Source organism: Streptomyces sp. NPDC001549, from assembly GCF_042894025.1.
GTDB lineage: Bacteria > Actinomycetota > Actinomycetes > Streptomycetales > Streptomycetaceae > Streptomyces > Streptomyces kutzneri.
The window spans coordinates 1-24,522 of the sequence record NZ_JBIAVJ010000029.1 but is presented as its reverse complement, the minus strand read 5'-3'; the positions used below and the strand labels follow the sequence as shown (position 1 = coordinate 24,522).

22 protein-coding genes and 1 pseudogene are annotated in these 24,522 nt (G+C 71.7%); 7 read left to right on the top strand and 16 right to left on the bottom strand.

Annotated elements, in window-relative coordinates; translation table 11 throughout:
• Positions 1 to 39 precede the first annotated feature (39 nt).
• The 3 genes from ACFY04_RS35185 to ACFY04_RS35175 form a co-directional block, all read right to left on the bottom strand.
• A complete protein-coding gene (locus ACFY04_RS35185) occupies positions 40 to 282 on the bottom strand; it encodes a hypothetical protein (RefSeq protein WP_389123348.1) in 243 nt (80 codons plus the stop codon).
• A 131-nt stretch (positions 283 to 413) separates the two neighbouring features.
• Positions 414 to 662 carry a DUF397 domain-containing protein gene (locus ACFY04_RS35180; RefSeq protein ID WP_389123345.1) on the bottom strand — a complete coding sequence of 83 codons (249 nt, stop codon included), beginning with the start codon at positions 660 to 662 and terminating at the stop codon, positions 414 to 416.
• Complete coding sequence (locus ACFY04_RS35175; RefSeq protein ID WP_389123342.1) at positions 659 to 1,495, bottom strand: Scr1 family TA system antitoxin-like transcriptional regulator; 837 nt, start codon at positions 1,493 to 1,495, stop codon at positions 659 to 661. The genes ACFY04_RS35180 and ACFY04_RS35175 overlap by 4 nt, the downstream gene beginning before the upstream one ends.
• A 127-nt stretch (positions 1,496 to 1,622) precedes the next feature.
• Here ACFY04_RS35175 and ACFY04_RS35170 point away from each other — a divergent pair, with 127 nt between their 5' ends.
• Positions 1,623 to 2,063: an ATP-binding protein gene (locus ACFY04_RS35170; RefSeq protein WP_389123340.1), complete on the top strand. Its 441-nt coding sequence runs from the start codon at positions 1,623 to 1,625 to the stop codon at positions 2,061 to 2,063.
• A gap of 77 nt (positions 2,064 to 2,140) precedes the next feature.
• Positions 2,141 to 3,400 carry a DUF4241 domain-containing protein gene (locus tag ACFY04_RS35165; RefSeq protein WP_389123339.1) on the top strand — a complete coding sequence of 420 codons (1,260 nt, stop codon included), beginning with the start codon at positions 2,141 to 2,143 and terminating at the stop codon, positions 3,398 to 3,400.
• Positions 3,401 to 3,416: 16 nt separating this feature from the next.
• On the opposite strand, the gene ACFY04_RS35160 is transcribed toward ACFY04_RS35165, so the two are convergent.
• The 3 genes from ACFY04_RS35160 to ACFY04_RS35150 form a co-directional block, all read right to left on the bottom strand.
• Positions 3,417 to 4,001 (bottom strand): hypothetical protein, encoded by a 585-nt coding sequence (locus tag ACFY04_RS35160; RefSeq protein WP_389123336.1) that lies wholly within the window; start codon positions 3,999 to 4,001, stop codon positions 3,417 to 3,419.
• 68 nt (positions 4,002 to 4,069) lie between these two features.
• Positions 4,070 to 4,930 (bottom strand): TIGR03619 family F420-dependent LLM class oxidoreductase, encoded by an 861-nt coding sequence (locus ACFY04_RS35155; RefSeq protein WP_389123333.1) that lies wholly within the window; start codon positions 4,928 to 4,930, stop codon positions 4,070 to 4,072.
• A gap of 89 nt (positions 4,931 to 5,019) precedes the next feature.
• Positions 5,020 to 6,141, bottom strand: coding sequence for an ADP-ribosylglycohydrolase family protein (locus tag ACFY04_RS35150; RefSeq protein WP_389123539.1), 1,122 nt, complete (start codon positions 6,139 to 6,141; stop codon positions 5,020 to 5,022).
• A gap of 803 nt (positions 6,142 to 6,944) precedes the next feature.
• On the opposite strand from ACFY04_RS35150, the pseudogene ACFY04_RS35145 reads away from it, so the two are divergent.
• Positions 6,945 to 7,274, top strand: a pseudogene (locus ACFY04_RS35145) (tyrosine-protein phosphatase); the annotation flags it as partial.
• A gap of 66 nt (positions 7,275 to 7,340) precedes the next feature.
• Here ACFY04_RS35145 and ACFY04_RS35140 read toward each other — a convergent pair.
• The 7 genes from ACFY04_RS35140 to ACFY04_RS35110 all read right to left on the bottom strand — a co-directional run bounded on the left by ACFY04_RS35140 (position 7,341) and on the right by ACFY04_RS35110 (position 17,851).
• Entirely contained in the window at positions 7,341 to 9,917 is a 2,577-nt protein-coding gene (locus ACFY04_RS35140; RefSeq protein WP_389123331.1) for a bifunctional FO biosynthesis protein CofGH, read from the bottom strand.
• Between the two features lie 40 nt (positions 9,918 to 9,957).
• Entirely contained in the window at positions 9,958 to 10,740 is a 783-nt protein-coding gene (locus ACFY04_RS35135; protein WP_389123329.1) for an SDR family oxidoreductase, read from the bottom strand.
• 136 nt (positions 10,741 to 10,876) lie between these two features.
• A complete protein-coding gene (locus ACFY04_RS35130; RefSeq protein WP_389123328.1) occupies positions 10,877 to 11,395 on the bottom strand; it encodes a hypothetical protein in 519 nt (172 codons plus the stop codon).
• 253 nt (positions 11,396 to 11,648) lie between these two features.
• Positions 11,649 to 12,152: a S1 RNA-binding domain-containing protein gene (locus ACFY04_RS35125; RefSeq protein WP_389123327.1), complete on the bottom strand. Its 504-nt coding sequence runs from the start codon at positions 12,150 to 12,152 to the stop codon at positions 11,649 to 11,651.
• Positions 12,153 to 12,189: 37 nt separating this feature from the next.
• On the bottom strand, positions 12,190 to 16,785 hold the full coding sequence (locus ACFY04_RS35120) for a putative T7SS-secreted protein (RefSeq protein ID WP_389123325.1): 4,596 nt from the start codon (positions 16,783 to 16,785) through the stop codon (positions 12,190 to 12,192).
• Complete coding sequence (locus ACFY04_RS35115) at positions 16,782 to 17,417, bottom strand: hypothetical protein (RefSeq protein ID WP_389123324.1); 636 nt, start codon at positions 17,415 to 17,417, stop codon at positions 16,782 to 16,784. Before ACFY04_RS35115 ends, ACFY04_RS35120 begins: the two co-directional genes overlap by 4 nt.
• Positions 17,414 to 17,851: an SseB family protein gene (locus tag ACFY04_RS35110; protein ID WP_389123322.1), complete on the bottom strand. Its 438-nt coding sequence runs from the start codon at positions 17,849 to 17,851 to the stop codon at positions 17,414 to 17,416. The genes ACFY04_RS35115 and ACFY04_RS35110 overlap by 4 nt, the downstream gene beginning before the upstream one ends.
• Positions 17,852 to 18,205: 354 nt before the next feature.
• Here ACFY04_RS35110 and ACFY04_RS35105 point away from each other — a divergent pair, with 354 nt between their 5' ends.
• The 3 genes from ACFY04_RS35105 to ACFY04_RS35095 all read left to right on the top strand — a co-directional run bounded on the left by ACFY04_RS35105 (position 18,206) and on the right by ACFY04_RS35095 (position 20,424).
• On the top strand, positions 18,206 to 19,555 hold the full coding sequence (locus ACFY04_RS35105; protein WP_389123319.1) for a diacylglycerol/lipid kinase family protein: 1,350 nt from the start codon (positions 18,206 to 18,208) through the stop codon (positions 19,553 to 19,555).
• Between the two features lie 99 nt (positions 19,556 to 19,654).
• On the top strand, positions 19,655 to 19,897 hold the full coding sequence (locus ACFY04_RS35100) for an amphi-Trp domain-containing protein (protein ID WP_389123317.1): 243 nt from the start codon (positions 19,655 to 19,657) through the stop codon (positions 19,895 to 19,897).
• Complete coding sequence (locus ACFY04_RS35095; RefSeq protein WP_389123316.1) at positions 19,894 to 20,424, top strand: hypothetical protein; 531 nt, start codon at positions 19,894 to 19,896, stop codon at positions 20,422 to 20,424. The genes ACFY04_RS35100 and ACFY04_RS35095 overlap by 4 nt, the downstream gene beginning before the upstream one ends.
• Here ACFY04_RS35095 and ACFY04_RS35090 read toward each other — a convergent pair.
• On the bottom strand, positions 20,402 to 21,688 hold the full coding sequence (locus ACFY04_RS35090; protein WP_389123537.1) for a PLP-dependent aminotransferase family protein: 1,287 nt from the start codon (positions 21,686 to 21,688) through the stop codon (positions 20,402 to 20,404). The two genes, ACFY04_RS35095 and ACFY04_RS35090, sit on opposite strands and share 23 nt — an antisense overlap.
• A 207-nt stretch (positions 21,689 to 21,895) precedes the next feature.
• On the opposite strand from ACFY04_RS35090, the gene ACFY04_RS35085 reads away from it, so the two are divergent.
• A complete protein-coding gene (locus tag ACFY04_RS35085) occupies positions 21,896 to 22,756 on the top strand; it encodes a hypothetical protein (RefSeq protein ID WP_389123314.1) in 861 nt (286 codons plus the stop codon).
• A 217-nt stretch (positions 22,757 to 22,973) separates the two neighbouring features.
• Here the strand turns inward: ACFY04_RS35085 and ACFY04_RS35080 are convergent, their stop codons facing one another.
• Both ACFY04_RS35080 and ACFY04_RS35075 read right to left on the bottom strand, forming a co-directional pair.
• A complete protein-coding gene (locus tag ACFY04_RS35080; RefSeq protein ID WP_301370251.1) occupies positions 22,974 to 23,183 on the bottom strand; it encodes a DUF397 domain-containing protein in 210 nt (69 codons plus the stop codon).
• Positions 23,184 to 23,403: 220 nt separating this feature from the next.
• Entirely contained in the window at positions 23,404 to 24,288 is an 885-nt protein-coding gene (locus ACFY04_RS35075) for a helix-turn-helix transcriptional regulator (protein WP_314250524.1), read from the bottom strand.
• Positions 24,289 to 24,522 lie beyond the last annotated feature (234 nt).

The window sequence follows — 24,522 nt, the reverse complement described above, 5'->3', positions numbered from 1 at the left end:
GGCCCGCGTGGCGGGCCCCCGGCCGGCGAGTGCCGGGCGTCAGGCGCCCAGGTGGTGGAACTCGGCCCACTCCTTCTCGCCCTCGGCCACGCAGTTCGCGGCCCACAGGGGGCCGATCTTCGCCGGGATGCCGGCGAAGGAGGAGCAGGTGGACGCGAAGGCCTTGTGGCCGCCGGAGAAGTAATCGATGTCGACACCGTCGTTGGCCAGGGCCGCGCCGGCGCCGCCCAGCAGGATGCCGGCAGCCAGGACGGACGCCGTCAGGGCAGAGCGAATACGCATGACACTCTCCTAAGAAGTTCGATCGACGCGCCGGACAGACGGCACGCGACCGGCTCAACATCACGGAGAGTTCACGGGAAACGGTGTTTCACCCCAATGGCGGTCACCCTCTGTCATTCGGGCGTGCCGCGTCAGGAACCTGCCGTGACCCCGGCCAAGAAGGCCCCCCAGCTCGCGGCCGCGACGGCCAGCTCGGGACCGGCCGTCACCTTGGAGTCCCGGACATGGACGACGTCCGCACAGGCGGCGACCTCGACGCAGTCGTCGCCCTCGCTGCCGCTGTACGTGGACTTGGGCCAGGAGAGGGCGACCTCGATGCAGCTGTCGCCGTCGCCGCTGCTGTAACTGCTCTTGAACCACCGCAGCTGGGAGCTGTTCACAGGGATCCTCGCAATCGCATCAACAGGCCCGCGCTGTCCGCGGGATTGAGGGCCTGGATGCGAAGTTTGGCATACCGCTGGTGGAGGAGACTGACGTCTTTCGGGTCGGACAGCACACGACCTGACTGCTGCCCTTCGCTGTAACCCATCCACTCGTTGTCCTGGGTTTCGAGGAGCTGAAAGGCGCCTCCCAGGCCCGCGTGTTGGGGGCTCACCAGCGGCATGATCTGCAGGTCCACGTTGGGGAGTTGCCCGCAGCGCAGAAGGTGGTCGATCAGCTCGCGGGTCACCTCCGGTCCGCCGGTCTGCCTCAGGATCACGGCCTCGTCGATGATGAAGCTGAAGACCGTGTACGGGGTGCGGTGCAGGAGTTGCTGGCGCTCCAGCCGGGCCGTGATGCGGGACTCGACCTCTTCCGGGGTCGGCGGCGGCAGGACGTCGTCCACCAGGGCCCGCGCGTAGGCCTCGGTCTGCAGCAGCCCCGGAACGGACCGGCACTCGTACGTGTTGAGGATGACGGCGCCATCCTCCAGCTCCGCCCACCGCCGGAACCACGTCGCCAGCCCCCGTCGCCGCGACAGCTGCCGCGCCGCGATGATGATCACGCCGAAGGCGTTCAGGACCGAGTCGGTCTTGTTCACGAACTTCTGCGACGGATGGCGGCGGCCCTGTTCCACCGAGCCGACGTACTGGACCGAGTACCCGATCAGCCGGGCCAGTTGCTCCTGGGTCAGGCCGGCCCGTCGGCGGGAGGCCTTGACCGTCTCGCCGAAGCTGCGCAGGTTGTCATCCGGTTCGACCTCGCCGTCACCGCTGTCGTCGGCACTCACCATGGCGGTCACCTCCGCGAGAAATGTTCACGCACCGTGACTCACCCTGTCCAGGGAGTGAACTCGTACAGTTGGTTTGTACGAGTCCGGTTGGTGTCGAACGACCCTGGCCAGGCGGGATGTTGGCGCCATGACCGCACCTTCCGGCCCCGCCCGGACCCTCGTACGCGTGTTCACTCAGCGTTTCAGCTGCACCCGGCGCGGGGCCCGCCTCGCCCGCCAGCTGGCCCTCGTGGAACTCCACGACTGGGGCATCCCGGAGTCCACCGCGCTCTCCGCCGACGCAGGGCTCCTCGTGGCCGAGCTCGCCGCCAACGCCGTCGTCCACGGGCGGGTGCCCGGGCGGGACTTCGAGCTGCGGATGACCCTGCTGGAGGGGGTCCTGCGCGTCGAGGTCTCCGACGCCCGCCGCGACCGCCGGCCCGCCGTGCGGCCGCACGCCTATCAGGCCGAATCCGGCTACGGGCTCCGCATCGTCGACGCCGTCGCCGCCGACTGGGGGGTCATGGACCGGCTGATCGGCAAGACGGTCTGGGCCGAGCTGACGCACCGCGCGGGGGTGCGGCCGTAGCCGCCCGCGGCGCTGTCGGTGGTGGCCGCTACCTTGCGATCAGGTGCAGGAACGGGTGAGAGCGGGCGGTGGCGGGGATGGTCGTCGAGTTGGGGTACGCGGAGGGCTGGGACCTGGCGACCCGTACGCCGTGGCGGCCGCTGACCGCCGAGGCGGCGCGGGAGCGGGACGCGGCCGGCCTGCCGTACGTCGCCGAGTACCGGACACCCGGCCGGGACGCTCCGCTCGAAGTCAGGCTCGTCTCCTGGCAGGAGCACCATGTGGGCCTCTGGGTCTACGACGATCAGGGCCGCCGCACCCATGAGGTCGATTACCGGCTCCTGGACGGGGACCGGCTGCTGACCCGGCGGACGCGCTGTTGGGGCTATGCCGGGCCCGAGGTGCCGGAGTTCGACAAGAAGGCCGCCCGGACCACCGTGACCCTGTACCCCGACGGCCGGGGCCGTCTGGTGCAGGAACCGAAGGGCTCCCACGGGGGATCGAGGCAGACCACGGCCGAGGTCACCGAGGAGCAGCGGTGGATGGAACGCCCGGAGTTCGGGGGCTGGCCCTTGCTCTCGGCGCAGGTGCACGGGCCGGCGGAGCCGGTCGCCGTCCGAGAGATGGCCGTGGTGCGACCGGGCGCGGATCCGGAGTGCGAGCCCGCCGACCGCTGGCGGGCTCCCCGGCCGGGCGAGTCCGGGCCGCTGGACGCGCTGTTCCGGCCCGGGACGCGGATGACCTCGTCGCAGTACCCCGAGATGACCGTCGTCGCGCCGGTGCGGAGCGGGACCCTGAACGTGCCGAGCGGACTGCTGGGCATCGACTGCCCGCTGGACGGCAGGGGGCCGCGCCTGACCGTGGCCGTCCCGCCCGGTGAGTACCCGCTCGAAGAGGCGCGGATCAGCTACGGGTACCACTGCATGTACGACGAGTGCTGGGTGGACTGCACGGAGACCTCGGCGGTCCGGCTGTGCGTGAGCGAGACGCCCGCGGCTTCCTGGGAGATGCTCACGGCGCCGGAGGACGACCCGCGGCTGCTCGGCGAGGGTGAGGTGTACTGCTTCTCCACGGACGGCGCGACGGGTGCCTTCGCCGATGCCAAGGAGTGGGTGGCGCTCCAGGCGCTCTTCGACCGGGCGATGCAGAGCGGCGGTCCGGACACGGACGAGGCGAACGCCGATCCTCTCTCCATGTTCCTCGTGCGGACCCGTGAGCCGTCCTCCGGCGCCGAGCTGGCCGCGTTCGCGGTGACCTCGGACGGGGGGCATCCCGTCTGGGTGGGCAGGTCCGCCGACGGGGACGTGGTCGGTGTGGTGGTGCTGGTGGACGGGATGCCCGGGCTCCCGGCGCCCTGAGCCGCCGGGCCGCCGTTCAGGGGCGCCAGCGGGGCGCCTCGTCGTCCGGGGTGTCGGGGCTGGCGAAGTGGAACGGCACACCGAGGTGGGCGGCCAGGGCGGTGCCCGCGCGGGTGGCGGCCGCCGCCGAGGGGTGGAGGCCGCCGGTGTCGGCGCCGTCCAGGGCGCGTTCCGCCGCGCCCCAGTAGATCGTGGCGAGGCACTTCTGCCCGCTCTGCCCGCTCGGCCCCGCCGGTACCTCCATGATGGCCAGCAGGTTCACGAACCAGTCGTGGACGGTGTCCCCGTCCCAGATCGCCTCGATCGCCACCACCCGGCTCGGGATGCCCTCGGCGAGGGCGGCGAGCGAGTCCAGGTCGAGCGGATCGTCGGGGGTGCGGGCCACCCGGTCACCGAAGTGGACGTAGCGCAGGTGGACGATCTCCTGGGCCTCCCGCAGGCCGATGCCCCGGACGCGGCCCGCCTCCCAGACCAGCTTGACCGCCTGCATGAGGCGGTCCTGGAGGACGTATCCGTCGGCCTGGGTGCGGATGCCCGCCGGGAGGGCCGTCCACTGGTTCTCGATGTCCCGGTCCACGCCGTCCGCCCCTCGGTTCGTCATGGCGTCATGATCGGCAGGGCGGTGGCGCGCCGTCGAGGGGTTTTCGGGACCGGCCCGCCCCGGCCCCGTCAGAGGTACTGGGCGAACTCGTCCAGGGTGCGCAGGACTTCCGGCTTCGCGGCCGAGGGGAGCTGGAGGACGACCTCCTCGATGCCGAGGTCGGCGTAGCGGCTCATCTTGCCGGGGGTGGGCTGGACCGCGTACGGGACCACCTGGAGGGACTTCGGGTCGCGCCCGGCCGTCTCCCAGATCTGGCGCAGCACCGGGAGGGACTGGGTGAGGCCGCCGCCGCCGATGGGGAGCCAGCCGTCGGCGTGGTCGGCGATGGCGGCGAAGAGCTTGGGGCCGGCCGCGCCGCCGATCAGGGTGCGCGGGCCGTACAGGGGCACACCGGGGCCGAGTTCGCGCGGGGCCTGGGCCGGCTTCGGGTAGGCGGTGCTGGCCTGGACGGAGCAGTACTGGCCGACGTACGCGGTGGGCTCGGGGGACCACAGGGCGCGCATCAGCGCCATCCGGTCGCGGACCAGGTCGCGGCGGGTGGGCCACTCGACGCCGTGGTCGGCGGCCTCCTCGACGTTCCAGCCGTAGCCGATGCCGAGGGTGAATCGGCCGTGGGAGAGGTGGTCCAGGGTGGCGACCTGCTTGGCGAGGCCGATCGGGTCGTGCTGGGCGACCAGGGTGATGCCGGTGCCGAGGTGGAGCCGTTCGGTGACGGCGGCGGCCTGGCCGAGGGCGACGAAGGGGTCGAGGGTGCGCCCGTACATCTCGGGGAGGTCGCCGCCCATGGGGGCGGCGGTTTCGCGGCTGACCGGGATGTGGGTGTGCTCCGGGAGGTAGAGGCCGGAGAAGCCGCGCTCTTCGAGGCTGTGGGCCAGCCGGACGGGGGAGATGGTGCGGTCGGTGAGGAAGATGGTCGTGGCGATCCGCATGTGTTCTGGCACCTCCGAGACGTGGGACCCGCCACGGTACGGGCTGGGCCCTCGAATGTTGAGGGGGCGTCAGATGCCGGGGGCGCGGTTCAGCCGCGCGGGTAGCGGGCCAGCCAGCCCGGGGAGGAGGCGGTGGGGCCGTGCAGGCTCGGTCCCTGGGTCAGTTCCAGGGCGAAGTCGTCGGCGAGTTCCAGCAGCGCGGCGCGGCCTTCGAGCTCGGCGAGCCAGGCGGCCGGGAGGGCCGTCTCGCCGTGCAGGGCGCCGAGCAGGGCCCCGCACAGGGCGCCGGCGGCGATGGAGTCGCCGCCGTGGTTGACGGCGAGGCGCAGGCCCTGCGGGACGTCCTCGGCGACCAGGGCGCAGTAGACGGCGGCGGCGAGGGCGTCGGTGGCGTCGGTCCCGTCTCCCGCCTCGTCGGGGGCGAGGGCCGCGACAGCCTCGGGGCCGGGCGAGCCCTGGGTGACGGCGGCCAGGGCGCGCTGGAGTGCGTCCGTGACGGGCTGGTGCCCGGGGCGGGCGCCGAGCAGGCCCAGGGCGCGCTGGACGGCGGAGTCGAGGGAGTCGCCGCGGATCAGGCCGTGGACGATGACGGCGACGGCTCCGGCGGAGAGGGTGGCGGTGGGGTGGCCGTGGCTCTGCGCGGCGCATTCGACGGACAGCTGGAGGACGAGGGCGGGCTCCCAGCCGACCAGCAGCCCGAAGGGCGCCGAGCGGGCGGCGGCGGCCGCGTCGCGGGCGGCGGGGTTCTTCGGCTGGTCGAGGGTGCCGAGGACGTCGTCGGCGAAGCCGGTCAGGCAGGCGCGGTGCGGGGCGCGGCGGGCGTAGAGCCATTCCTCCTGCGCGAGCCAGCCGTTGTCCTTGCGGCGCTCGTCGGGGCCCCAGTCGTGCTGGGTGGCGGCCCAGCGCAGGTACGCGTGGTGGAGGTCGGTGGGCGGGTGCCAGGCGCCGGTGTCGCGGCGTACGTGGGCCCGGATCAGCCCGTCCACGGTGAAGAGGGTGAGCTGGGTGGCGGCGGTGACCCGGCCGCGGCGCCCGAGGGCGGGGGCCGGACCGGTCAGGCCGTCCGGGCCGTGGGCCTCGCGGAGGGCGGCGAGGGAGAGGCCGGCGGCGGGTGCGCCGAGGGCGTCGCCGAGGGCGGAGCCGAGGAGGGTGCCGCGGACGCGGCTGCGGAAGTCCTGCTGCTCGACGCGGCCCCAGAGGCCGGTGGCGATGCCGCGGCCGAGCGTACGGTTCGCCCCGGCGGGGGCCGGTCCCGCGCCGCCGCGGCCGGGGGCGTGCGCGGGGGTGGTGGCCGCGTGGCCGGTGCCTCCGGGGCCGTGCGCGGACCCGGCCGGGCCGCCGCCCGCCGGGCTCGCGCCCGGGCCGCCCGCGGGGGCGGTGGCCAGACGGCCGGCGCCGCCCGGGACGGCGGGTCCTGTGCCTGCCCGGCCTTGGCCGCCGGGGATGGCGGATCCGCCCGCCGGGCGATGGCCGCCGGCCAGGTCGGGGCCGCCCGCGGGGCCGTGGCCGCCTGCCGGGCCGGTGGGGGCGGGGGCGTGCAGGGAGATGGCAGGGGCGCCGGCGGCCGGGTTCTCGCCCGGGACGGGGGTGGCCGACGCACCGGTACCGGCGGCGGCGGTTGCATGGCCGTGGCCGCCAGGGACCGGGCCGGGGCCCGTCGCCGAGCCCGTGTCGTTCGTACCGTTCACTGCGTCCATCCCCGGCACCGCGCCCCCCGCTGCCCAGTCCACTCGATGCCCGGCGCCCCTGCCCGTACCCGCCGCGCACGCGAACCCGCACTGTAGTGGACAGGATCGGTCGAATCCGGAAGCGGTCGGCCAAGGGGCGCGTAAGTGAGCGTAGATCGGCCAGAATCCGAACACTTCCGGCCGCGACCCGGTAGGTAGCACGTTTTGTCAGTTGCCTTCGAGCCGGTCGTTTTCGGTCACGCCTCGTTCATCGGACGTTCTCCGCAGCCGCCCAGCCTCGGAGCCATGAAGAAGGCCCTCCTCGCCGCGACCGCAGCCGCTCCGTCCTCTTCCACTGCACGGCCGGCAAGGACCGTACCGGCTGGGCCAACGCCACCCTGCTGACCGCCCTCGGCGTGCCCCGCGAGACCGTCGAGGCCGACTACCTGGCCAGCAACGACTACCGCAAGGCCGCCAACGACGCGATCCTCTCCCACCTGCCCGCCCAGCAGGCCGCCGTCTACAAGCCGCTGCTCGACCTGCGCCCCGAGTACCTGAACGCGGGCTACGACGAGGTCAAGGCGAAGTACGGCTCCTTCGACCGCTACCTCAAGGACGGGCTCGGCATCGACGCCCGCGAGCTGAAGGAGCTGAAGAAGGACCTCCTGGTCGGCTGATCCGGCTCTGCGCCGGCGGGGGAAGGGGATCACCGGCCGGGTGGCCGGGATCCCCCTCCCCGGCACTCAGTCCAGTACGGGGAGCAGCTCGGGCAGGTGCCCGTCCGAGGCGCGGGCCGCCTCCTGCCGCTCCTGCGGCACCTCCCCGTACAGCGTCGTACGGGCCTTCGCGGGCCGCCCGGCCGCCTCGGCCACGGCGATCAGGTCCTGCACCGACTTGTACGAGCCGTAACTCGACCCGGCCATGCGCGAGATGGTCTCCTCCATCAGCGTCCCGCCCAGGTCGTTCGCCCCGGACCGGAGCATCTCGGCCGCGCCCTCGGCCCCCAGCTTCACCCAACTCGTCTGGATGTTGGGGATGTGCGGGTGCAGCAGGATCCGGGCCATCGCCGTCACCGCGCGGTTGTCGCGGACCGTCGGACCCGGCCGCGCGATGCCCGCCAGGTACACGGGCGCGTTGGTGTGGATGAAGGGGAGCGTGACGAACTCCGTGAAACCACCGGTCTGCTGTTGGATGCGCGACAGCGTGCGGAAGTGGCCGAGCCAGTGCCGCGGCTGGTCCACGTGCCCGTACATCATCGTGGACGAGGAGCGGATCCCGAGCTCGTGCGCGGTGGTGATGACGTCGATCCAGTCCGCCGTCGGCAGCTTGCCCTTGGTCAGCACCCAGCGGACCTCGTCGTCCAGGATCTCCGCCGCCGTACCCGGGATCGAATCCAGGCCCGCCTCCTTGGCCGCCGTCAGCCAGTCCCGTACGGACATCCCCGTGCGGGTCGCCCCGTTGACCACCTCCATCGGCGAGAAGGCGTGCACGTGCATGCCGGGGACGCGCTGCTTCACCGCGCGCGCGATGTCGAAGTAGGCCGTGCCGGGCAGGTCCGGGTGGATGCCGCCCTGCATGCACACCTCGACCGCACCCACGTCCCAGGCCTGGGCGGCCCGGTCGGCGACCTGGTCGAGGGAGAGGGTGTAGGCGTCGGCGTCCGTGCGGCGCTGGGCGAAGGCGCAGAAGCGGCAGCCGGTGTAGCAGACGTTGGTGAAGTTGATGTTCCGCGTGACGATGTAGGTGACCTCGTCGCCCACGACCGACCGGCGCAGGTCGTCGGCGATGCGGCACAGCGCGTCCAGGGCAGGGCCGTCCGCGTGGAGCAGCGCCAGCGCCTGCGCATCGGTCAGCTTGGTCGGATCGTCGGCGGCCTGCGCGAGGGCGCCCCGTACGTCGGTGTCGATGCGCTCGGCCACCATGCCGGGCGCGGCCGCCTCCCGCAGCGCCTCCCAGTCCCCGTACACGTCGTCGAAGTCGTCGCGGCGGTCGCCGGTGCGGCCCTCGGTGTCGATGGTGGCGTGCAGATCGGTGCGCCCGTACGCGGTGAAGCCCTCGTCCGGCTCCTGCCACGGCCGGCCCTCGACCGTGGCGCTCTCGTCGGCCAGCCCGGTCTCCGGGTCGGCCAGGGCCCGTACGTGCGGCAGCAGCCGGGGGTCCAGCCAGGGCTCGCCGCGCTGCAGGAACTCCGGATAGATGGTGAGGCGCTCGCGCAGCTCGAAGCCGGCGGCGGCGGTCCGGTCGGCCAGCTCCTCGATGTGCGGCCAGGGACGCTCGGGGTTGACGTGGTCGGGGGTCAGCGGGGAGACCCCGCCCCAGTCGTCGATGCCCGCGCCGATGAGGAGCGCGTACTCGGCGTCCACCAGGTTCGGCGGGGCCTGGATCCGCGCGCTCGGGCCCAGGATGTGCCGGGCGACGGCGATGGCGGCTGCCAGCTCCTCCAGCTCCGCGTCCGGCATGCCGCGCATGGCGGTGTCCGGCTTGGCGCGGAAGTTCTGGACGATGACCTCCTGGATGCCGTGGTAGCTGCGCTGGACGCGCCGGAGCTCGAAGAAGGCGTCCGCCCGCTCCTCGTAGGACTCGCCGATGCCGATCAGCACGCCGGTGGTGAAGGGGACGTTCGAGCGGCCCGCGTCCTCCAGCACCCGCAGCCGCACGGCCGGGTCCTTGTCGGGGGAGCCGTGGTGGGGGCCGCCCGGCTCGGACCACAGGCGGGTGGCGGTGGTCTCCAGCATCATGCCCATGCTGGGCGCGACCGGCTTGAGCCGCTGGAGGTCGGACCAGGACATGACGCCGGGGTTGAGGTGCGGCAGCAGGCCGGTCTCCTCCAGGACCCGGATCGCCATGGCGCGTACGTAGGCGAGGGTGTCGTCGTAGCCGTGCGCGTCGAGCCACTCGCGGGCCTCGGGCCAGCGGTCCTCGGGGCGGTCGCCGAGGGTGAAGAGCGCTTCCTTGCAGCCCATCGCCGCGCCCTGGCGGGCGATGTCGAGGACCTCGTCGGGGGACAGGTACATCCCGTGGCCGCTCTTGCGGAGCTTCCCGGGGACGGTGACGAAGGTGCAGTAGTGGCACCGGTCGCGGCAGAGGCGGGTGAGGGGGATGAAGACCTTGCGGGAGTAGGTGATGACACCGGGCCGCCCGGCGGCGGCGAGCCCGGCGTCCCTCACCCGTGCGGCGGAGGCGGCGAGGTCCTTGAGGTCCTCGCCGCACGCCTGGAGGAGTACGGCCGCCTCGGTCGCGTCGAGCGCGACGCCGTCGCGGGCCCGCCGGAGCGCGCGGCGCATCGCGTTTTCGGTCGGAGCGTCACTCGGAGTGGTCATGGGCCGAGCATACGATCCGCTGATCCGGGGGTGGAGCGGGTCACCGCATCAGCTCACCGGCGTTGACCAGCAGAGACTGGCCGGTTATCGCCCGGGCCCGGTCGGAGGCGAAGAACACGGCGGCATCCGCCACGTCCCCGTCGGTGGCGAGATCGGGCAGCGCCATGCGCTCCGTGAGGCGTGCGTGCACCTCGGCCTCGGGCACGCCCTCGGTGTGGGCGGTGAAGGTGACGAAGGCCTGCACGGGCGGGCCCCACATCCATCCGGGCAGCACGGTGTTGACGCGGATCCGGTGCGGGCCGAGCTCGCGGGCCATGGAGTACATGGCGGAGGTCAGCGCCCCCTTGGAGGCGGCGTAGGCGGCCTGCTGCACCTCGTTGGGCGCGGCGACGGCGGACTGCGTCCCGATGACCACGACCGCCCCGCCGCGCTCCTTGAGGCCGGGCAGGCAGGCCCGGGTCATCCGCAGGGTCCCCAGCAGATTCACGTCGATGATCTGCTGCCAGGTCCCGAAGTCGGCGTCCTGCAGCCCCCCGAAGTACGAGTCCCAGGCGGCGACGTGCACGACGCCGTCGAGCCGGCCGAAGCGCGTGAGCGCGAGCGCGGCGAGGGCCTCGCACTGCGCCTCGTCGGTGATGTCGGTCGCCAGGTACGCGGTGTGCGCCCCCTCGGGGTCGATCTCGGCGGCGGATTTGGCGAGATTCGCCTCGGTCCGCGCCCCGAGCACGGCGTTCCCCCCGTCCCGCACGACGGCGGCGGCCACCTGATGCCCGAGTCCGGCCCCGACACCGGAGACGATGACGGTCTTCCCTTGCAGCAGCATGACGGACCTCCGGGCGCGGGTGATCTGACGGGGCGTCAGGCTACGGCGCGGGCGCGGCGGTGTGAAGGGGTGCGGATCCGAAGAGTGGCGCAGGCGCAGGCCGCCGCCGGTCCCCGGCCGCGACGATCCACCACACTCACAGACCTCGAACGCTCCAGGGCGGCTCGCCCATGGGCCGGAGCCTGAGAAGGGATTCGGTTTCGAACGCTTCCAGGTCGGCCGCATAGGGCCGAACGCCCGGGTGGTCACCGCAGAAGGTGACGTTCGCCGTGAGGTGGTCGTCGGCCAGGCCGCCGTAGGAGAGGGAGATGTACGCGGAGACCTCCACGGCGGAGCCGATTGCGTCCGCACGCAGGAGAGCGCTGCCCGCGTACGCCACGCAGCGCCGCAACAGCCTCGACTCCCGCTCCTCCCCGGAGGCCGGGAGGTCGTGGTCCGTCATGCCGCGGCCATTGACGGTGTACTCCTCGTGCACCACGTCCGAGAACGGTCCCGGTGGAGCGGACTTCAGCGCCGACAGGACGTGCGCGCCGCCGGGGGTGACCTCCCAGCCGCCTTCCGCGATCCGGAGGAAAGCCGGAGGCGCTTCGTCCGGGGTGATGCCCTCCGTGTCGACCCGGCCCAGCAGGCGGGCCATCGAGTGGTTCATTTCCATACGCGATCCTCTCCCAGGGCGCCTCGGTGGTCAGCCGCGCCCGGCGAGCAGCGCCCGCACGTGCGCGTTGATGTGGGTCCGACGGCGTCGCGTCCTGCGTGGAAGCGCGATCCAGGAATTCTGACGGTGATGGCAAGGGGCCGTCGCCGCCATTGAGCAGTTCGCCCCAGCGATCGGCGCTCTCCACCCTCCCTGTGACGCATGTGCCGACGGGATAGAGGATCTTGATTTCTCTCCAGGGCGCCTCGCCCATCTATCGTGGCTCACGCCTGGGGGTGGAGAGGGAGACCCTTACCTGGCGAAGGTGCACATTGATGTAGTCCACCTTGACTTCGCATGCGTCACCGATCTTGAAGCCCTCCGGCCCCTCGGTCCCGGATTTGGTATGCGGCAGGAGAGCCTCGATTCCGGATGGGAGGCGCACGAAGGCTCCGATCGGGGTGAGCTTCGTGATTCTTCCCGGAGAGATCTTCCCTAGCTCGGTGCGGGCGAATCCAATAAGTGGATCGGGTTCGATGTCTTTCAGTGACAGGGAAATGGTGCCGCGGTCGGGGTCGGCGATCAAGAATACGACGGTGACCGATTGGCCGACCCGCGCAACCTGCGAAGGGTGATCCAACCTCATCCAGGACAGATTCGCAGATGTGACCGTTCCGTGCACCCCTTCTCCCAGGTCGATTTCCAGGTGGCGGTCGCCCACTGCGGTAACGATTCCCATGCAGACTTGTCCAGGCTGCAATGTGTGGTCCATTTGCATGTCGAGGTGTCTTCCTTTATCGAGGTGAGGCGTCATGTCAATCGAGCCAGCGGTGTCCTTGGTAGAAATTGATCCATGTTACGTCGTCGATGAATGAGTTGAAATATGGGATGTCGCCCTGGTCGATTACCCATTGCCATTCGTCCGGCCTGCTGTCGTGGCTTATCCTGAGTTTTGGCCCGCCAGGCCGTCCGTCCGGTGGGAATGCCTCCAGGAACCCAGGCTTCATGACGAACTCGTGGTAGCCATCTTCATACCTTCCCTGGACTGCGTACCGGCGAGCAACTTCTTCGCTTTCGCCTAGGTAGGCGGTCCCGGCGCCGCCTCTCGTTGTACTCGGGTGGAAGTCAGGGTTAAGGCCCTGAGCCTCATGTGCTCTCTGGCCCACGGGCGGAGACCGATACAGCTTGACAGGCTCCTCAGGACAGCCTTCAGGAGCGAGCCCGAGCGGATCCGACCACGTGTGGGGGTTCGAGACGTACGTCGCTGGGTTCGGGGCGGGGGCCAGTCCGAGGGGGTCCGGGGTGAGGTAGCGGGCTGTTTCGGGGTCGTACGTGCGGAAGTAGTTGTGGTGGAGGCCCGACTCGGGGTCGAAGTACTGGCCCGGGAAGCGGAGCGGCGTGTAAGCCACGGCGTCGCGGGTCCAGGTGGTGGCGCCCCAGAGGGTGGAGCGGGCGCGCCAGGCGATCTCGCCCGATTCGTCGATCAGTTCGCGCGGGGTGCCGATGAGGTCGGTGACGATGGCGAAGAATCGGTCGTCCGTGGTCCCGAGGACGCTCTCCGCCTGGGTGAGCGGGTGCAGGCCGTGGTGGGTCCAGGTGAGGGTGACCGGGCCTTCCGTCTGCTCGCAGAGGGTGGTGCCGTCCCACGTGAAGAGGACCTCTTCCGCGACCTCGCCGGTGGGCATGAGGCGCTGCTTGGCCGTGCGGCGGGAGAGGGCGTCGTAGCGGTAGCGCCAGCGCGTGCCGTCGGGGGTGGTGACCCCGGCGAGGCGGTCTTCCGCGTCCCATTCGTAGTGCCAGGTGTCCGGCTTGCGGGAGAGGCGGGTCTTCTGGCGGAGGGTGACCCGGCCGAGGGCGTCGTGTTCGTAGCGGATCGAGCCGGCGCGGGTGATGCGGGTGCCGGTGTACGTGCGGTGGCCCTGGGCCTCCGCGCCCGGGTGGCGGGACGGCCAGGAGGCGCTGGTCTGGTTGCCGGCGTCGTCGTAGGCGTAGCGCTCGGTCCAGTTGGACGCGTCGACCGCCGTGACCCGGGCTGCCGGGTCCAGGGTGAAGGTGCGGGGACCGGCGAGCGCGTCGTCGATCGCCGTGAGGGCGCCGTCCGCGCGGTAGCTGTAGCCGCGGCGCTGGAGGGTGCGGCCGTCCTGGCCGACGAGGTGCTGGTCGGTGAGACGTCCCACCGGGTCGTACGCGTGGGCCAGGGCCAGGTCCGGGCCGATGGTGCGGGTCAGTTCCCGGCCTGCGGCGTCCCGCTCGAACGTCAGCGTGCGGCCCGATGCGCTGAGGGCGCTGCGCCGGCCTGCCGCGTCGTACATCCACTCGGAGAACGCCCCGCCGGGTGTGGTGCGGCCGGCCCGGCGGCCCGCGACGTCGTAGGTGTGGGCGAGGGCGCGTCCGTCGACCGTCTCCGAGACGACGCGGCCGTACAGGTCCCGCTGCAGGGTCAGTGTGGTGCCGTCCGGCGAGACCGCCCGGGCGAGTTCGTCGTAGTCGTCGTACTCGTACGACGTGATGCCGTCCGCCGTCTCCTTGTGCAGGAGCTGGGAGAGGGTGCCGTGCGCGTACGTGGTCGTGGCGCCGAGTGCGTTCGTACGGGATACCAGGCGGCCTGCGGCGTCGTAGCCGTAGGTCAGGGTGCGGTCGTCGAAGTCCGTCTCGCAGGCCAGTCGCCCGGCGGGATCGTAGGCGTAGGTCCAGGTCAGGCCCTGGGGGTTGGTGACCGAGGTGAGGCGCAGCTCGGTGTCGTGGGTGAAGGAGTAGCGGACGCTGTCCGGGCCCGTGCGGGCCGCGAGGAGGTCGAAGTCCCCGTACTCGGAGCGTGTCACCCCGCCCACCGGGTCGGTGTGGGAGGTGCAGTTGCCCTCGCCGTCGTAGGTCCAGGACTCCGTGTTGCCGTCGGCGGTCTCCCGGCGGAGCAGGCGGCCCTCCACGCTCCACGTGAGGCGGGTGGTGTGGCCGAGGGGGTCGGTGACGGCGACCGGGCGGCCGAAGGGGTCGCGCGTGTACGTGGTCGTCGCGCCCAGCGGGTCGGTGATCTCCAGGGGCAGGCCGGCCGGGTCGCAGCGGACCGTCGTGACCGCGCCCAGGACGTCCGTCACCGAGGCCAGGTGGCCGCGGGCGTCGTACGTGAAGCGGTTCGTGGCCCCGTGCGCTGCGGTGGCGGAGGTGAGGTTGCCGCGCTCGTCGTACGTCGACCGCGTGACCCGGCCGTCGGGCTGGATCACCGTGACCGGCAGGCCCAGCCCGTCGTACTCGGCCCGTACCTCGCGGCCGTCGGGGCGGAGCGCCGTGGTGAGCCGGCCGTGCTCGTCGTAGACGTAGCGGGTCGTGTGGCCGAGCGGGTCGGTGCGGGTCAGTAGGCGGTTGTACGCGTCGTGCGTGAACCGGGTGACCGCGCCGGTCGGGTCGATCTCGGCCGTGATCCGGGCGCGGTCGTCGACCAGGTACCGGGTCTCGTGGCCGAGGGAGTCGGTGTAGGTGGTGAAGCCGTCCCCGTAGGTGAAGCGGACGTCGAGGTGGCCGTTGGTGCCGGACTGGGCGGTGCAGCGGTGCTGTTCGTCGTAGACGTAGTCGAAGTGGCGGTCGTTGGTGTCGGTCCAGGAGGTGATCCGGCCGAGTTCGTCGTAGCCGAACCGGAGCGGGCGGCCGGAGGAGTTGGTGACGTGGGTGAGATGGCCGTCCGTGTACGCGTAGCGGAGCACTTCGGTGCCGTCGGCGAGAGCGAGGCCGGTTATTCGGCCTTCCGACGAGCTGAGGCGCAGCTCGTAGCCGCCACTGTGGGACAGGGCCGTCGGCGCGCCCGTCTCGTCGTACTCGAAGGTGATCCAGGCGCCGCCCCGGTCGTCGAGCTGGCTGAGGAGGCCCTCGTCCGTGAAGTGGCGGACGTGTCCGGACTCGGGGTCGGTGACCGTGTAGCCGCCGTCCGCATCGAGGACGAGCGGCCAGCGCTGACCGTGACCGGGGAGTACGGGGACTCCGGGCTCGGGGTGCGGGTAGGCGAGCAGGCTGCCGTCCTCGCGGACGAGGATCACACCTTCCCCGTCGATCTCCAGACGCTGGTCGACCGTGGACGCCCAGGACGGCCCGAACCAGCGGCCCGCGCGGTACGAGGACTCGAAGGTACGGGTGAACACGAGCGGCAGCGCGCCGGGAAGCACCAGGTCGGTCTGTGACAGGAACATCCGGCCCGTCGCCACGTCGACCGGGTCGCCCTTGCACTTCAGGTCGGCTTTGCGGCGAGCGGCAGCCTCGGCTTCGGCCTTCGCCGCCGTCCGCGCCGCTTTTTTGCTCGCCGTCTTCTCGGCGAAGCGCATTCCGGTCCGGAGGGTGGGCAAGCCCTTGGTGCCGATGAGATCGGGGAGGATGCGGCCCTTGAATTCGCTGGGGTCCGCCATATAGCTGTCGATCATCGGACCGGGGATGCGCTCGGGGTGGGACGCGGTGGAGACGAGACCGGCCAGCGTCATGTTGAGGTTCTGCTGGAAGTCGGCAGGGTGCGTCAGGTTGAACACGTCGAAGGGGTTCACGCTGCGTGCGAAGTTCAGCGTTCCCGCCGTGCCCTTCGCCACGCCGCCCACGACGTGGCTGAGCTCGAACACCTCCGAGCCCGCGTAGTCGCTGATCTGGGCCAGCAGCCGGTCCGTCGCCGGCATCTCCGCCGGGGCGTGCTCCATGGCGGCTTTGAGCGTGCGTTCGGCCGTCGTGGCCGCCTCGTCGCGCTGCCTGCGGGCCTCTTCCAGGATCTCCTTGGCCCGCTTGAGGGCTGCCGCCCCCGGATCGGCGCCCTCGACCGGGATCGGGCCGGGATCACGGCCGGCCTGCGCGGCTGCCTTGTAGGCGTCCTCCTTGGCGACGTGCGCGTCGTGGGCTTCCTTCGTCGCCTTCACCGAGGCCTTGTGCAGGTCGATGGCCGTCTGGGCCTGCTTCTGCGCCCATTCCACCGTCTCCGCGTACCGGCTGAGCGCAGCGCATGCCGACTCGCACGCGTCGGAGGCGCGCAGCCAGTCGGTGGGATGCAGGGCGAACTTCGCGCGGAAGGCGTCGGCCGCCTGCCCCTTCCACTGGTCCGAGTCGAGGGCCTTCATGCCCTGGCCGACCCGCTCGAACGCCGCCTGGAAGTCGGCCAGATGCTTGGCCGTCTCCCAGAGCGCCGTCGCCTTGCCGTGGATCAGCTCGTCGGCCTGCTCGCTGTCGCCGAGCTGCTGTTCGGGTACCGAGGCACCGAGTCGGGAGGCGAGTCCGTCGCCGAAGTCCTCGACCGTGTCCGCCCAGCCGTGCGCGCCTGCACGGTCGAGGAGGCCGCCGACCTCGTCGGTGGCTCTGTCGACGCCGTGACCGATGACCTTCTTGGCTGAATCGACCTTCTCGTCGATCGTGTCGAGACCCTTGTCGACCAGCTTGCCCCAGTCCGTCATCGGCCCGCACCGTCCGGCTGTGCCTCGGGTGCGGGGCCGACCACGTCGTCGACCATCGCGTCCGCCTCGTCCCGCAGTCCGACGGCATCGATGATCTGGTTGGACAGCAGGATGTCGGAACTGTTCAGATCCCGGACAGCGCCCTTCCAGGCCTCGTTGCCGTTCTCCGAGGCATGGGCGAAGGATTCCGGCTTGTAGTCCGCGTTCTTGATCTGGGTGATCGGGTTGTCGGAGAAGACCTCGCCCCAGTCCTTGGCGATGATGTCCTTCTCCTCGGCGTACGGGTTGCCCAGTGCCGCGTTCGCCACGACCTTGAAGCTGCCCTGGATGTACTGGTCCTGCTCGTACATCGCGCCGGCCGACAGCCCTACGTTCAAGGCGAACATGTTTCCCTGCTGCACCAGCGAACGCACCCCCCAGCCCCAGCGCTCGCAGAACGTGCCCAGAGTGGACGCCAGGCTCTCGTGCCCGGTCTCCATCCCCGAGAGAGCCAGCTCGGTGAAGCCGCCGCCCATGCTCGCCGTGCCCACCGACCCGAGCTCCTTCAACTCCGCCAGGCTCGCCGTGATCCCCTGCGCGATCAGCGCCAACGCCTGCTTCGAGACATCGAGATCCGCCCCGTCCCCGCTCATGCGGCCATCTCCCCGTCGAGTGCCGCGGCATCCGGCACGATCCCCCGAACCGGCGGGAACGCCAGCCCGTCCGGCCCCGCCGCGTTCCACGCGACCCCGCATGAAAAGTCCAGCGCCGGCACCAGCTCGTCGAGCAGGCGCGCACCGACCACGCGCCGGTACGTCCATTCGCGGTCGCCCTCGCCGCGCGCCTCGGCGAACCGGGCCAACGCCTCCTCGTCGGAGAACACGCAGATCCAGTCCAGCCCGCCGAGTTCGGACGTCCACAGGCCGCCCCGCACGTCCAACGGCACCAGAACCACCCGGCTACGGAATTCCGCCAGCCGCTCCAGCAACGCCTCTCGTGCCTCTACCGCTGGATCGACCACCGCCGGTCGGCCGGAAGCCTGGGCGGCAGCGGCCCGCAGGCGACCCCACTCCTCGTCGAACCCCACCACAACGCCCCCCACCCCAGCCCCCGTACGCCTTGATCGAACTCACTTTTGCATGGCTTGGCAGGCCGGCAAAATTTACTGTTCGGTAGCGAACGCATCTCGCCAGGCAAGTTGAATCCCTGTTCGGCGGTGTGTGTGCCGGGGGCAAGGGTGCTGGTAGTTGAGATGTGCGCCAGCGGCCTCACGGGGGTCGAGCCTATGCGGTTCGTTGCATGAGCAACGAAATCCGCCACTCTCCCTGGGTGGCGTCGCCCCGGGCCCGTCGCGTCGACGGGCGATCCTCCTCGGGGGATGATCGGAGATGACCACACCCTCGTGGTGAAGATCCACGGCGCGAGGCGAGGACGTGAGGGCATGGCACTCCCGCATACTTCCGGGGCGACCCGGCGCGCTCGGCTGTGGGCCCTGCTGGCGTTGGTCTGCGCGGTGCTCGCGGCGGTGACGTTGGTGGCCGAGGGCATCGTCGGGGGGCTGCTCGTCCTCGCCGTCGGGGTGGCCGGGGCGGCGCTCACGGCCATGGGGACCTGGTGGGTGGTGTCCCATCGCGGGGCCGTACGGCTGGTCGGCATCCTGCTGGTGGTGGGCGCGCCCGTGGCCATCCTGCTCATCTACGCCCAGGAGGATCTGTGGCCCACGGCGCTGCTGGCCATCGCGCTGTGGGCGGCCGCCGTGGCCTGTGCGCGGACCGCGCTGCGCGCCGCGCGACGGCCCGACGGCATGCGGGCCGTCGCACGTGCCGCACCCCGGAACCCGGTGCTGATCATGAACCCGAAGTCCGGCGGCGGGAAGGTCGGCCGCTTCGGCCTGGTCGAGAAGGGCGAGGCGCTCGGCGCCCGGGTGGTGCTGCTGGACCCGGCGGTCGTGACGGACGTCGCCGCCCTCGCCCGGCAGGCGGTGGCCGACGGAGCGGACCTGCTCGGGGTGGCGGGCGGCGACGGCACCCAGGCCCGGGTGGCCGAGGTGGCGGCCGAGCACGACCTGCCGTTCCTCGTGATCTCCGCGGGCACCCGGAACCACTTCGCCATGGACCTCGGACTGGACCGCGAGGACCCGGCCCGGTGCCTGGACGCGCTGGCCGACGGGGAGGAGCTCAGGGTCGACCTGGGGGTCGTGGGCGGCCAGGCCTTCGTCAATACGGCCTCGTTCGGCGTCTACGCGGAGATCGTGCAGCGACCGGAGTACCGGGACGCCAAGGCGGACTCGGCACTGGCCGCCCTGCCCGACCTTCTCCTCGGATACGCCGGCACCACCCTCGACGCGGTGACCGACGAGAAACGGCTGGAGTCCCAGCAGGCGCTGCTGGTCAGCAACAACCCCTACACGTCCTCCGAACCGATGGGCGCCCGCAGGTCCCGCCTCGACCGCGGGGAGCTGGGTGTCCTCGGCATCCGGGTGAACAACGCGGCCCAGGCGGCCGACGTCGCGCTGCGCGGAGCGAAGGCGGCGGGCCTCCACGTACTCACCTCCCGCCAGGTCGTGATCGGATCGGCCGCGGAACGCATCGCCGTCGCCGTGGACGGCGAGGCGCTGACCATGCCCACACCCGTGACCTGCTCCATCCGCCCCGGCGCACTGCGCGTACTGGTGCCCAGGATCCGCCCGGGGGCCCCGGTGACCGCTCCGCCCATGCAGTGGAGCGAGGTCCTCGCCCTGGCCTTCGACCGGCCGGGGGCCAACCGGCCGGGGGCGGGCCCAGCCGGCTGAGGCCCGGCCGGCTGAGGCCCGGGATGCCCGGGATGCCCGACCTCCTGTGCGGCGTCACAATGAGCCTTACCCGGTGTTCGTAGCGGATTGGAGACGTCCGTGAAGGACCTCAAGTTTGAGCAGAAGAGTTCCCTTTCCCGCCTCGAGGTCGCCGATCAGCTCTCCGCGCTCGCGGAGGCGCTGCGCCACGGCGGCAATGCCGAACTGGAACTCGGCCCCGGGAAGATGAGCCTGCGCGTCCCCGATGAGCTCCACACCGAGATCGAGGTCGAGATCGGCGACGGGGAGATCGAGATGGAGATCGAACTCAAGTGGCCCACCGCGCAGGCCGGGGCCGCGTGACAGCGCCCCCGGAGGGCGGTCCGGAAGGCGGCGGCCCGGAGACGGCCCCGGAGCGGGAGGCGGGCCGCGAGGACTACAGCGGCGCCGTCTACGGTTCCCTGCTCGCCGCCTCCGTGGTGGTCGGTGCCGGGACGCTCGGCAAGTTCCCGCGGCTGGAACTCGTCGCGCTGCTCCTCGGTACCGGGGTGGTGTTCTGGGCCGCGCACGTCTTCTCCCGCCTCTTCGGAGCTCGCATGGTGCGCCGGCTGAGCTGGGCCGTGATCCGCAGTACGTCCAGGGAGGAGCGCCCGATCATCAAGGCGGCCGTCCCCCCGGCCGTGGCCGCGGCCATCGCCCCGCTGTTCGGCCTGGGCGCCACGGGCATCGCATGGCTGGCGCTCGCGGTCGCCCTGATCGGACAGGTCGGCTGGGCCACCGTGGCCGCCAGCCGCGCCGGCGCCTCACGCCGGCTGATGTTCCTGGCCGGCGCGATCAACCTCTTCCTCGGGTTGCTCATCGTGCTGCTCAAGGTCGCCCTTCAGCACTGAAGCCGCTGAAGCCGCTGAAGCTGCTCCTGCTCCCCGGCTGCTTCCCTCCGTACTCCGCCAGCGCCGCGGCCAGCCGGCCGACGCCCTCGGTGATCTCGGACGGCGTGTGCGTCGTGTAGTTCAGGCGCAGGGTGCGGGGGTCCGGGGCGGCGGCGTAGAAGGGGGCGCCCGGGACGAAGGCGACGCCGTGGGTGACGGCCGTCCTGAGGAGGTCCGCCGCGTCGTGGTCCTCCGGCAGGCGGGCCCAGAGGAACATGCCGCCCGCGGGCAGGTTCCACTCGCAGCCGGCCGGCAGGCTCCGGCTCAGGGCGCTCTGCAGGGCGTCGCGGCGCTCGCGGTACGCCGTCCGGACCGTGGCTATGTGCGCGTCGAGGTCCACCGCCGCGAGGTAGTGCGCGGCGGCCAGCTGGTCGACCGTGGAGGTGTGGAGGTCCGCCGCCTGCTTCGCGACCACCGCGGCCCGCCGCAGCGCGGCCGGGGCCCGGAGCCAGCCCAGCCGCAGCCCGGGAGCCATGACCTTCGAGAAGCTGCCGAGCAGGGCCGTACGGTCCTCCGCCCCCGGGTGCGCGGCGAGCCACGGGACGTCGGAGCCCTCGTAGCGGAGTTCCCCGTAGGGGTCGTCCTCCACCAGCCACAGCCCGAGCCGGGCCGCGGTCTGCGCGACCGCCGCCCGGCGGGTGGCCGGGAGGGTGCGTCCCGTCGGGTTCTGGAAGGTGGGGACGGTGTACAGCAGCTTCGGCCGCTCGCGCGCCACGACGTCCGCCAGCGCGTCCGGGAGGATGCCCTCCGCGTCGCAGGGAACGGCCACCACCCGCGCCCCCGCCAGGCGGAAGCACTGGAGGGCCGCGAGGTAGGTGGGGTTCTCGACCAGCACCACGTCGCCGGGTTCGATCAGGGTGGTGGTGATGAGGGTCAGGGCCTGCTGGGAGCCCGAGGTGATGAGTACGTCGTCCGGGCCGGTCGGCAGCCCGCGCGCGGTCGCCCGGGCGGCGACGGCCTCGCGGAGTTCCGGGGCGCCCTCGGTGGTCGAGTACTGGAGCGCGCGCCGCGCGGACACCGCGAAGGCGGCGTCGTACGCGGCCCGCAGGCCCTCGGTGTCGAAGAGTTCGGGCGCGGGGAGGCCGCCGGCGAGGGAGATGATCCCGGGGCGTTCGGTGAGCGCGAGGATCTCGCGTACGGGGGACCCCTCCACGGAGGCGGCGCGGGCGGCGAACGCGGGCGGCGGTGCGGCGGCGGTGGCGGCGGCAGGCGCGGTGGCGGGCACGGCGGCAGGCACGGCGGCTGACACGGCAGCGGACACGGCGGCAGGCACGGCGGCAGACACGGGCAGCTCCTTCAGGAGGCGGGTGCGCGCATCGTAGCGAGGGAAAGTTGTAGACGGCATGTATGTATCAGGGGGTGGACCGGCCGCCGGAGACCCCGGGGCCCCCGACCCCTCCCCATCTGACGCCACATCAGCTAGACCGGTCCCATGACGACAGGAGAGCAGGAGCCGCAGCAGCAGGACACCCGCGCCGAGGACTACGCCGAGCTCGCGGCCGTCGGCCCCTACGGCGTCCGCCCCGGCCATGCGCTGATCACCATGGTGGAACCGCACCCGGGCCACGAGTACGCGTACAACCGGTGGTACGAGGACGACCACTACTACGCCGGCGCCATGGCCATGCCCTGGATGTACGCGGGCCGCCGCTGGGTGGCCACCCGCGAGCTGCAGGAGCTGCGCTACCCCGAGAAGTCGGCCGTCGCCCAGCCCGTCACCGCGGGCTGCTACATATCGACGTACTGGGTCACCCAGGGCCGCTACGACGAGCACATGAAGTGGACCGTCGGCATCAACAAGCGCCTGAACCGCGACGGTCGGGTCTACCAGGACCGCACCCACGTCTTCACGTCCTTCCAGGACCACGCGGCCACCGTCTACCGCGACGGTGCCGCCGGCCCGCGGGACTTCCATGCCCTGGACCACCCGTACGAGGGCCTCGTCGTCCAGGTCGTCGACGCCGACGGGACCGGGCAGCGGGCCGAGTTGCTGGAGTGGCTGCGCTCGCGCGCCCTGCCGAAGCGACTGCACGGCGGTCCGGCCGCGATGGTGACGGTCTTCCGTCCGACCCCGCTTCCGGGTGACCGGATGACGTACGTCAAGCAGGTGGAGGGGGTCGACACCCGCCTCACACTGCTGTGGTTCCTCCAGGAGAACCCCCGGACCTGCTGGGACCGCTTCCAGGGGCTGGACGCGGAGGTCGCGGAGGCCGGGCTGGGGCGGGTGGAGCTGGTGGCGCCGTTCATCCCGACGGTGCCGGGGACCGACCGTTACGTCGATCAGCTGCGCTGAGCGGGCCGTCGGCCCACCGGGCATGGCCGAGCCCCCTCGGCCAAGACGGCGGGTCGGTCGAGAGGGCTCAAGTCAGTGACGCAGGTGGTGCGGGTGGTGCAAGTGGTGCAGGTGATGCGGGTGGTGCAGAAGCCGGGCCCGCCGGTGCCGGTGCTGGTGTCGGACGCGGGGACCGAACGGCAGGGACGGCTAAGGCGGTTGGGATGCGCCGTGATGTTCAGGCGAGGCGTCCCAGCCGGCCCTCGGTGACGTCGGCGACGAACGAGGTCCAGGAGTCGGGGGCGAAGGTGAGGGACGGTCCGTCCTGCACCTTCGAGTCGCGGACGGCGATGGCCTCCGTGACGGGGGACTTGACCTCGACGCAGGCGCCGTTGGCGGAGTAGGAGGACTTGATCCAGTTGGCCGTGGCGCCCTGGCGAATAGCCATGTTTCTCTCCGGTGAGCGAGTAGTTCCGGTGGTTCCGATGTCCTGTCGGCCAATTTTCCGGCCGACCTGATCGACGCTACCGGCAGCTCCTGACAGGTGAAGGGATCATTCACCCGACCGGGTGGCATATTCGATTCAAGCCTTCTGTGGCTGGGTAGTGACGGTGTACGGTGCCGACCCGCTTGCCACACGCATGGTGGATATCGGTCGTTTCCCGCCCCTATGCGCCCTTGTCCGCGTATTGATCGATGATCTGCGAGATGAACTCGCGGGTCTGGTCGACATTGAGCGCCTGCGCGCGCAGGTGTTCGTACATCACGCTGTATTTCTGGACATCGTTGGCCTTCTCCAGGTACAGGTCGCTCGTCACGCCCTCGATGTAGACGACGGTCGAGTCGGACGCGTCCGGGAACTCCAGGATCGCGTACTGGCCGTTGACGCCGGGGTGCGCTCCCAGCTCGAAGGGCATCACCTGCACCGTGACGTGCGGCTGCTCCGACTGCTCTATCAAGTATTCGAGCTGCCTGATCATCAACTGGGCGTCGCCCACGCGCCGGCGCAGCGCGGCCTCGTCGATCACCGCCCACAGACGCAGCGGACCGAGGTCCGGGTTGTTGTTCTCCGTCTCGGAGAGCCGCTTCTGGCGGTGCATCCGGACCTGGACGCGCTTGTCGACGTCGGCCGGGGCGGTCTCCGGCCACGCGCCGCGGACGAGGGACTGGGCGTACTCCGTCGTCTGGAGCAGCCCCGGGATCACCAGGGGCTCGTACGTGCGCAGGCTGGCGGCGTCCGTCTCCAGGCCGATGTACACGCTGTACGGGATGTCGCCGAAGGCGTGCCACCAGCCCTGCTGGCGGGAATCCTTGGCCATCTGCATGAGCGAGTCGATGAGACGGCGGTCCTCGACCTCGTAGACGTCGCACAGGTCGCGGACATCGCGCTGGCTGATGGAGCGGCGGCCGTTCTCCAGTCGGCTGATCTTCGACTGGGAGACGAGGAGGCGCTCGGCGACCTGTTCGGCCGTCATGCCCTTGTCCTCGCGGAGCTTGCGCAACTCCATGCCCAGTCGGCGGCGTCGGACGGTGGGATTGACATTGGACGCCACGTGAACGGCACCTCCGCCTTCTTGTCGTTGCAGCTGTCTCTCTGCGTGTCTGGTGTTGAGCAGACTGCCACCGAAGCGGGCGGCGCCGCTGGGGAACGGCCCGGAAACACAGACGCGGGGGGGGGGGGGGGGGGGGCCCCCCGCCCCCCCCCCCCCCCCCGGGGGGGGGGGGGCGCGGGGCCGGGGGGGGGGGGGGGGGGGGGGGGGGGGGGGGGGGGGGGGGGGGGGGGGGGG

Coding starts and splice junctions, on each gene's coding strand:
- ACFY04_RS35125 (WP_389123327.1), bottom strand. CDS start 12,152: ATGCAAATGGACCACACATTGCAGCCTGGACAAGTCTGCATGGGAATC.
- ACFY04_RS35135 (WP_389123329.1), bottom strand. CDS start 10,740: ATGCTGCTGCAAGGGAAGACCGTCATCGTCTCCGGTGTCGGGGCCGGA.
- ACFY04_RS35105 (WP_389123319.1), top strand. CDS start 18,206: ATGGCACTCCCGCATACTTCCGGGGCGACCCGGCGCGCTCGGCTGTGG.
- ACFY04_RS35185 (WP_389123348.1), bottom strand. CDS start 282: ATGCGTATTCGCTCTGCCCTGACGGCGTCCGTCCTGGCTGCCGGCATC.
- ACFY04_RS35080 (WP_301370251.1), bottom strand. CDS start 23,183: ATGGCTATTCGCCAGGGCGCCACGGCCAACTGGATCAAGTCCTCCTAC.
- ACFY04_RS35160 (WP_389123336.1), bottom strand. CDS start 4,001: ATGACGAACCGAGGGGCGGACGGCGTGGACCGGGACATCGAGAACCAG.
- ACFY04_RS35140 (WP_389123331.1), bottom strand. CDS start 9,917: ATGACCACTCCGAGTGACGCTCCGACCGAAAACGCGATGCGCCGCGCG.
- ACFY04_RS35165 (WP_389123339.1), top strand. CDS start 2,141: ATGGTCGTCGAGTTGGGGTACGCGGAGGGCTGGGACCTGGCGACCCGT.
- ACFY04_RS35115 (WP_389123324.1), bottom strand. CDS start 17,417: ATGAGCGGGGACGGGGCGGATCTCGATGTCTCGAAGCAGGCGTTGGCG.
- ACFY04_RS35085 (WP_389123314.1), top strand. CDS start 21,896: ATGACGACAGGAGAGCAGGAGCCGCAGCAGCAGGACACCCGCGCCGAG.
- ACFY04_RS35175 (WP_389123342.1), bottom strand. CDS start 1,495: ATGGTGAGTGCCGACGACAGCGGTGACGGCGAGGTCGAACCGGATGAC.
- ACFY04_RS35155 (WP_389123333.1), bottom strand. CDS start 4,930: ATGCGGATCGCCACGACCATCTTCCTCACCGACCGCACCATCTCCCCC.
- ACFY04_RS35170 (WP_389123340.1), top strand. CDS start 1,623: ATGACCGCACCTTCCGGCCCCGCCCGGACCCTCGTACGCGTGTTCACT.
- ACFY04_RS35130 (WP_389123328.1), bottom strand. CDS start 11,395: ATGGAAATGAACCACTCGATGGCCCGCCTGCTGGGCCGGGTCGACACG.
- ACFY04_RS35120 (WP_389123325.1), bottom strand. CDS start 16,785: ATGACGGACTGGGGCAAGCTGGTCGACAAGGGTCTCGACACGATCGAC.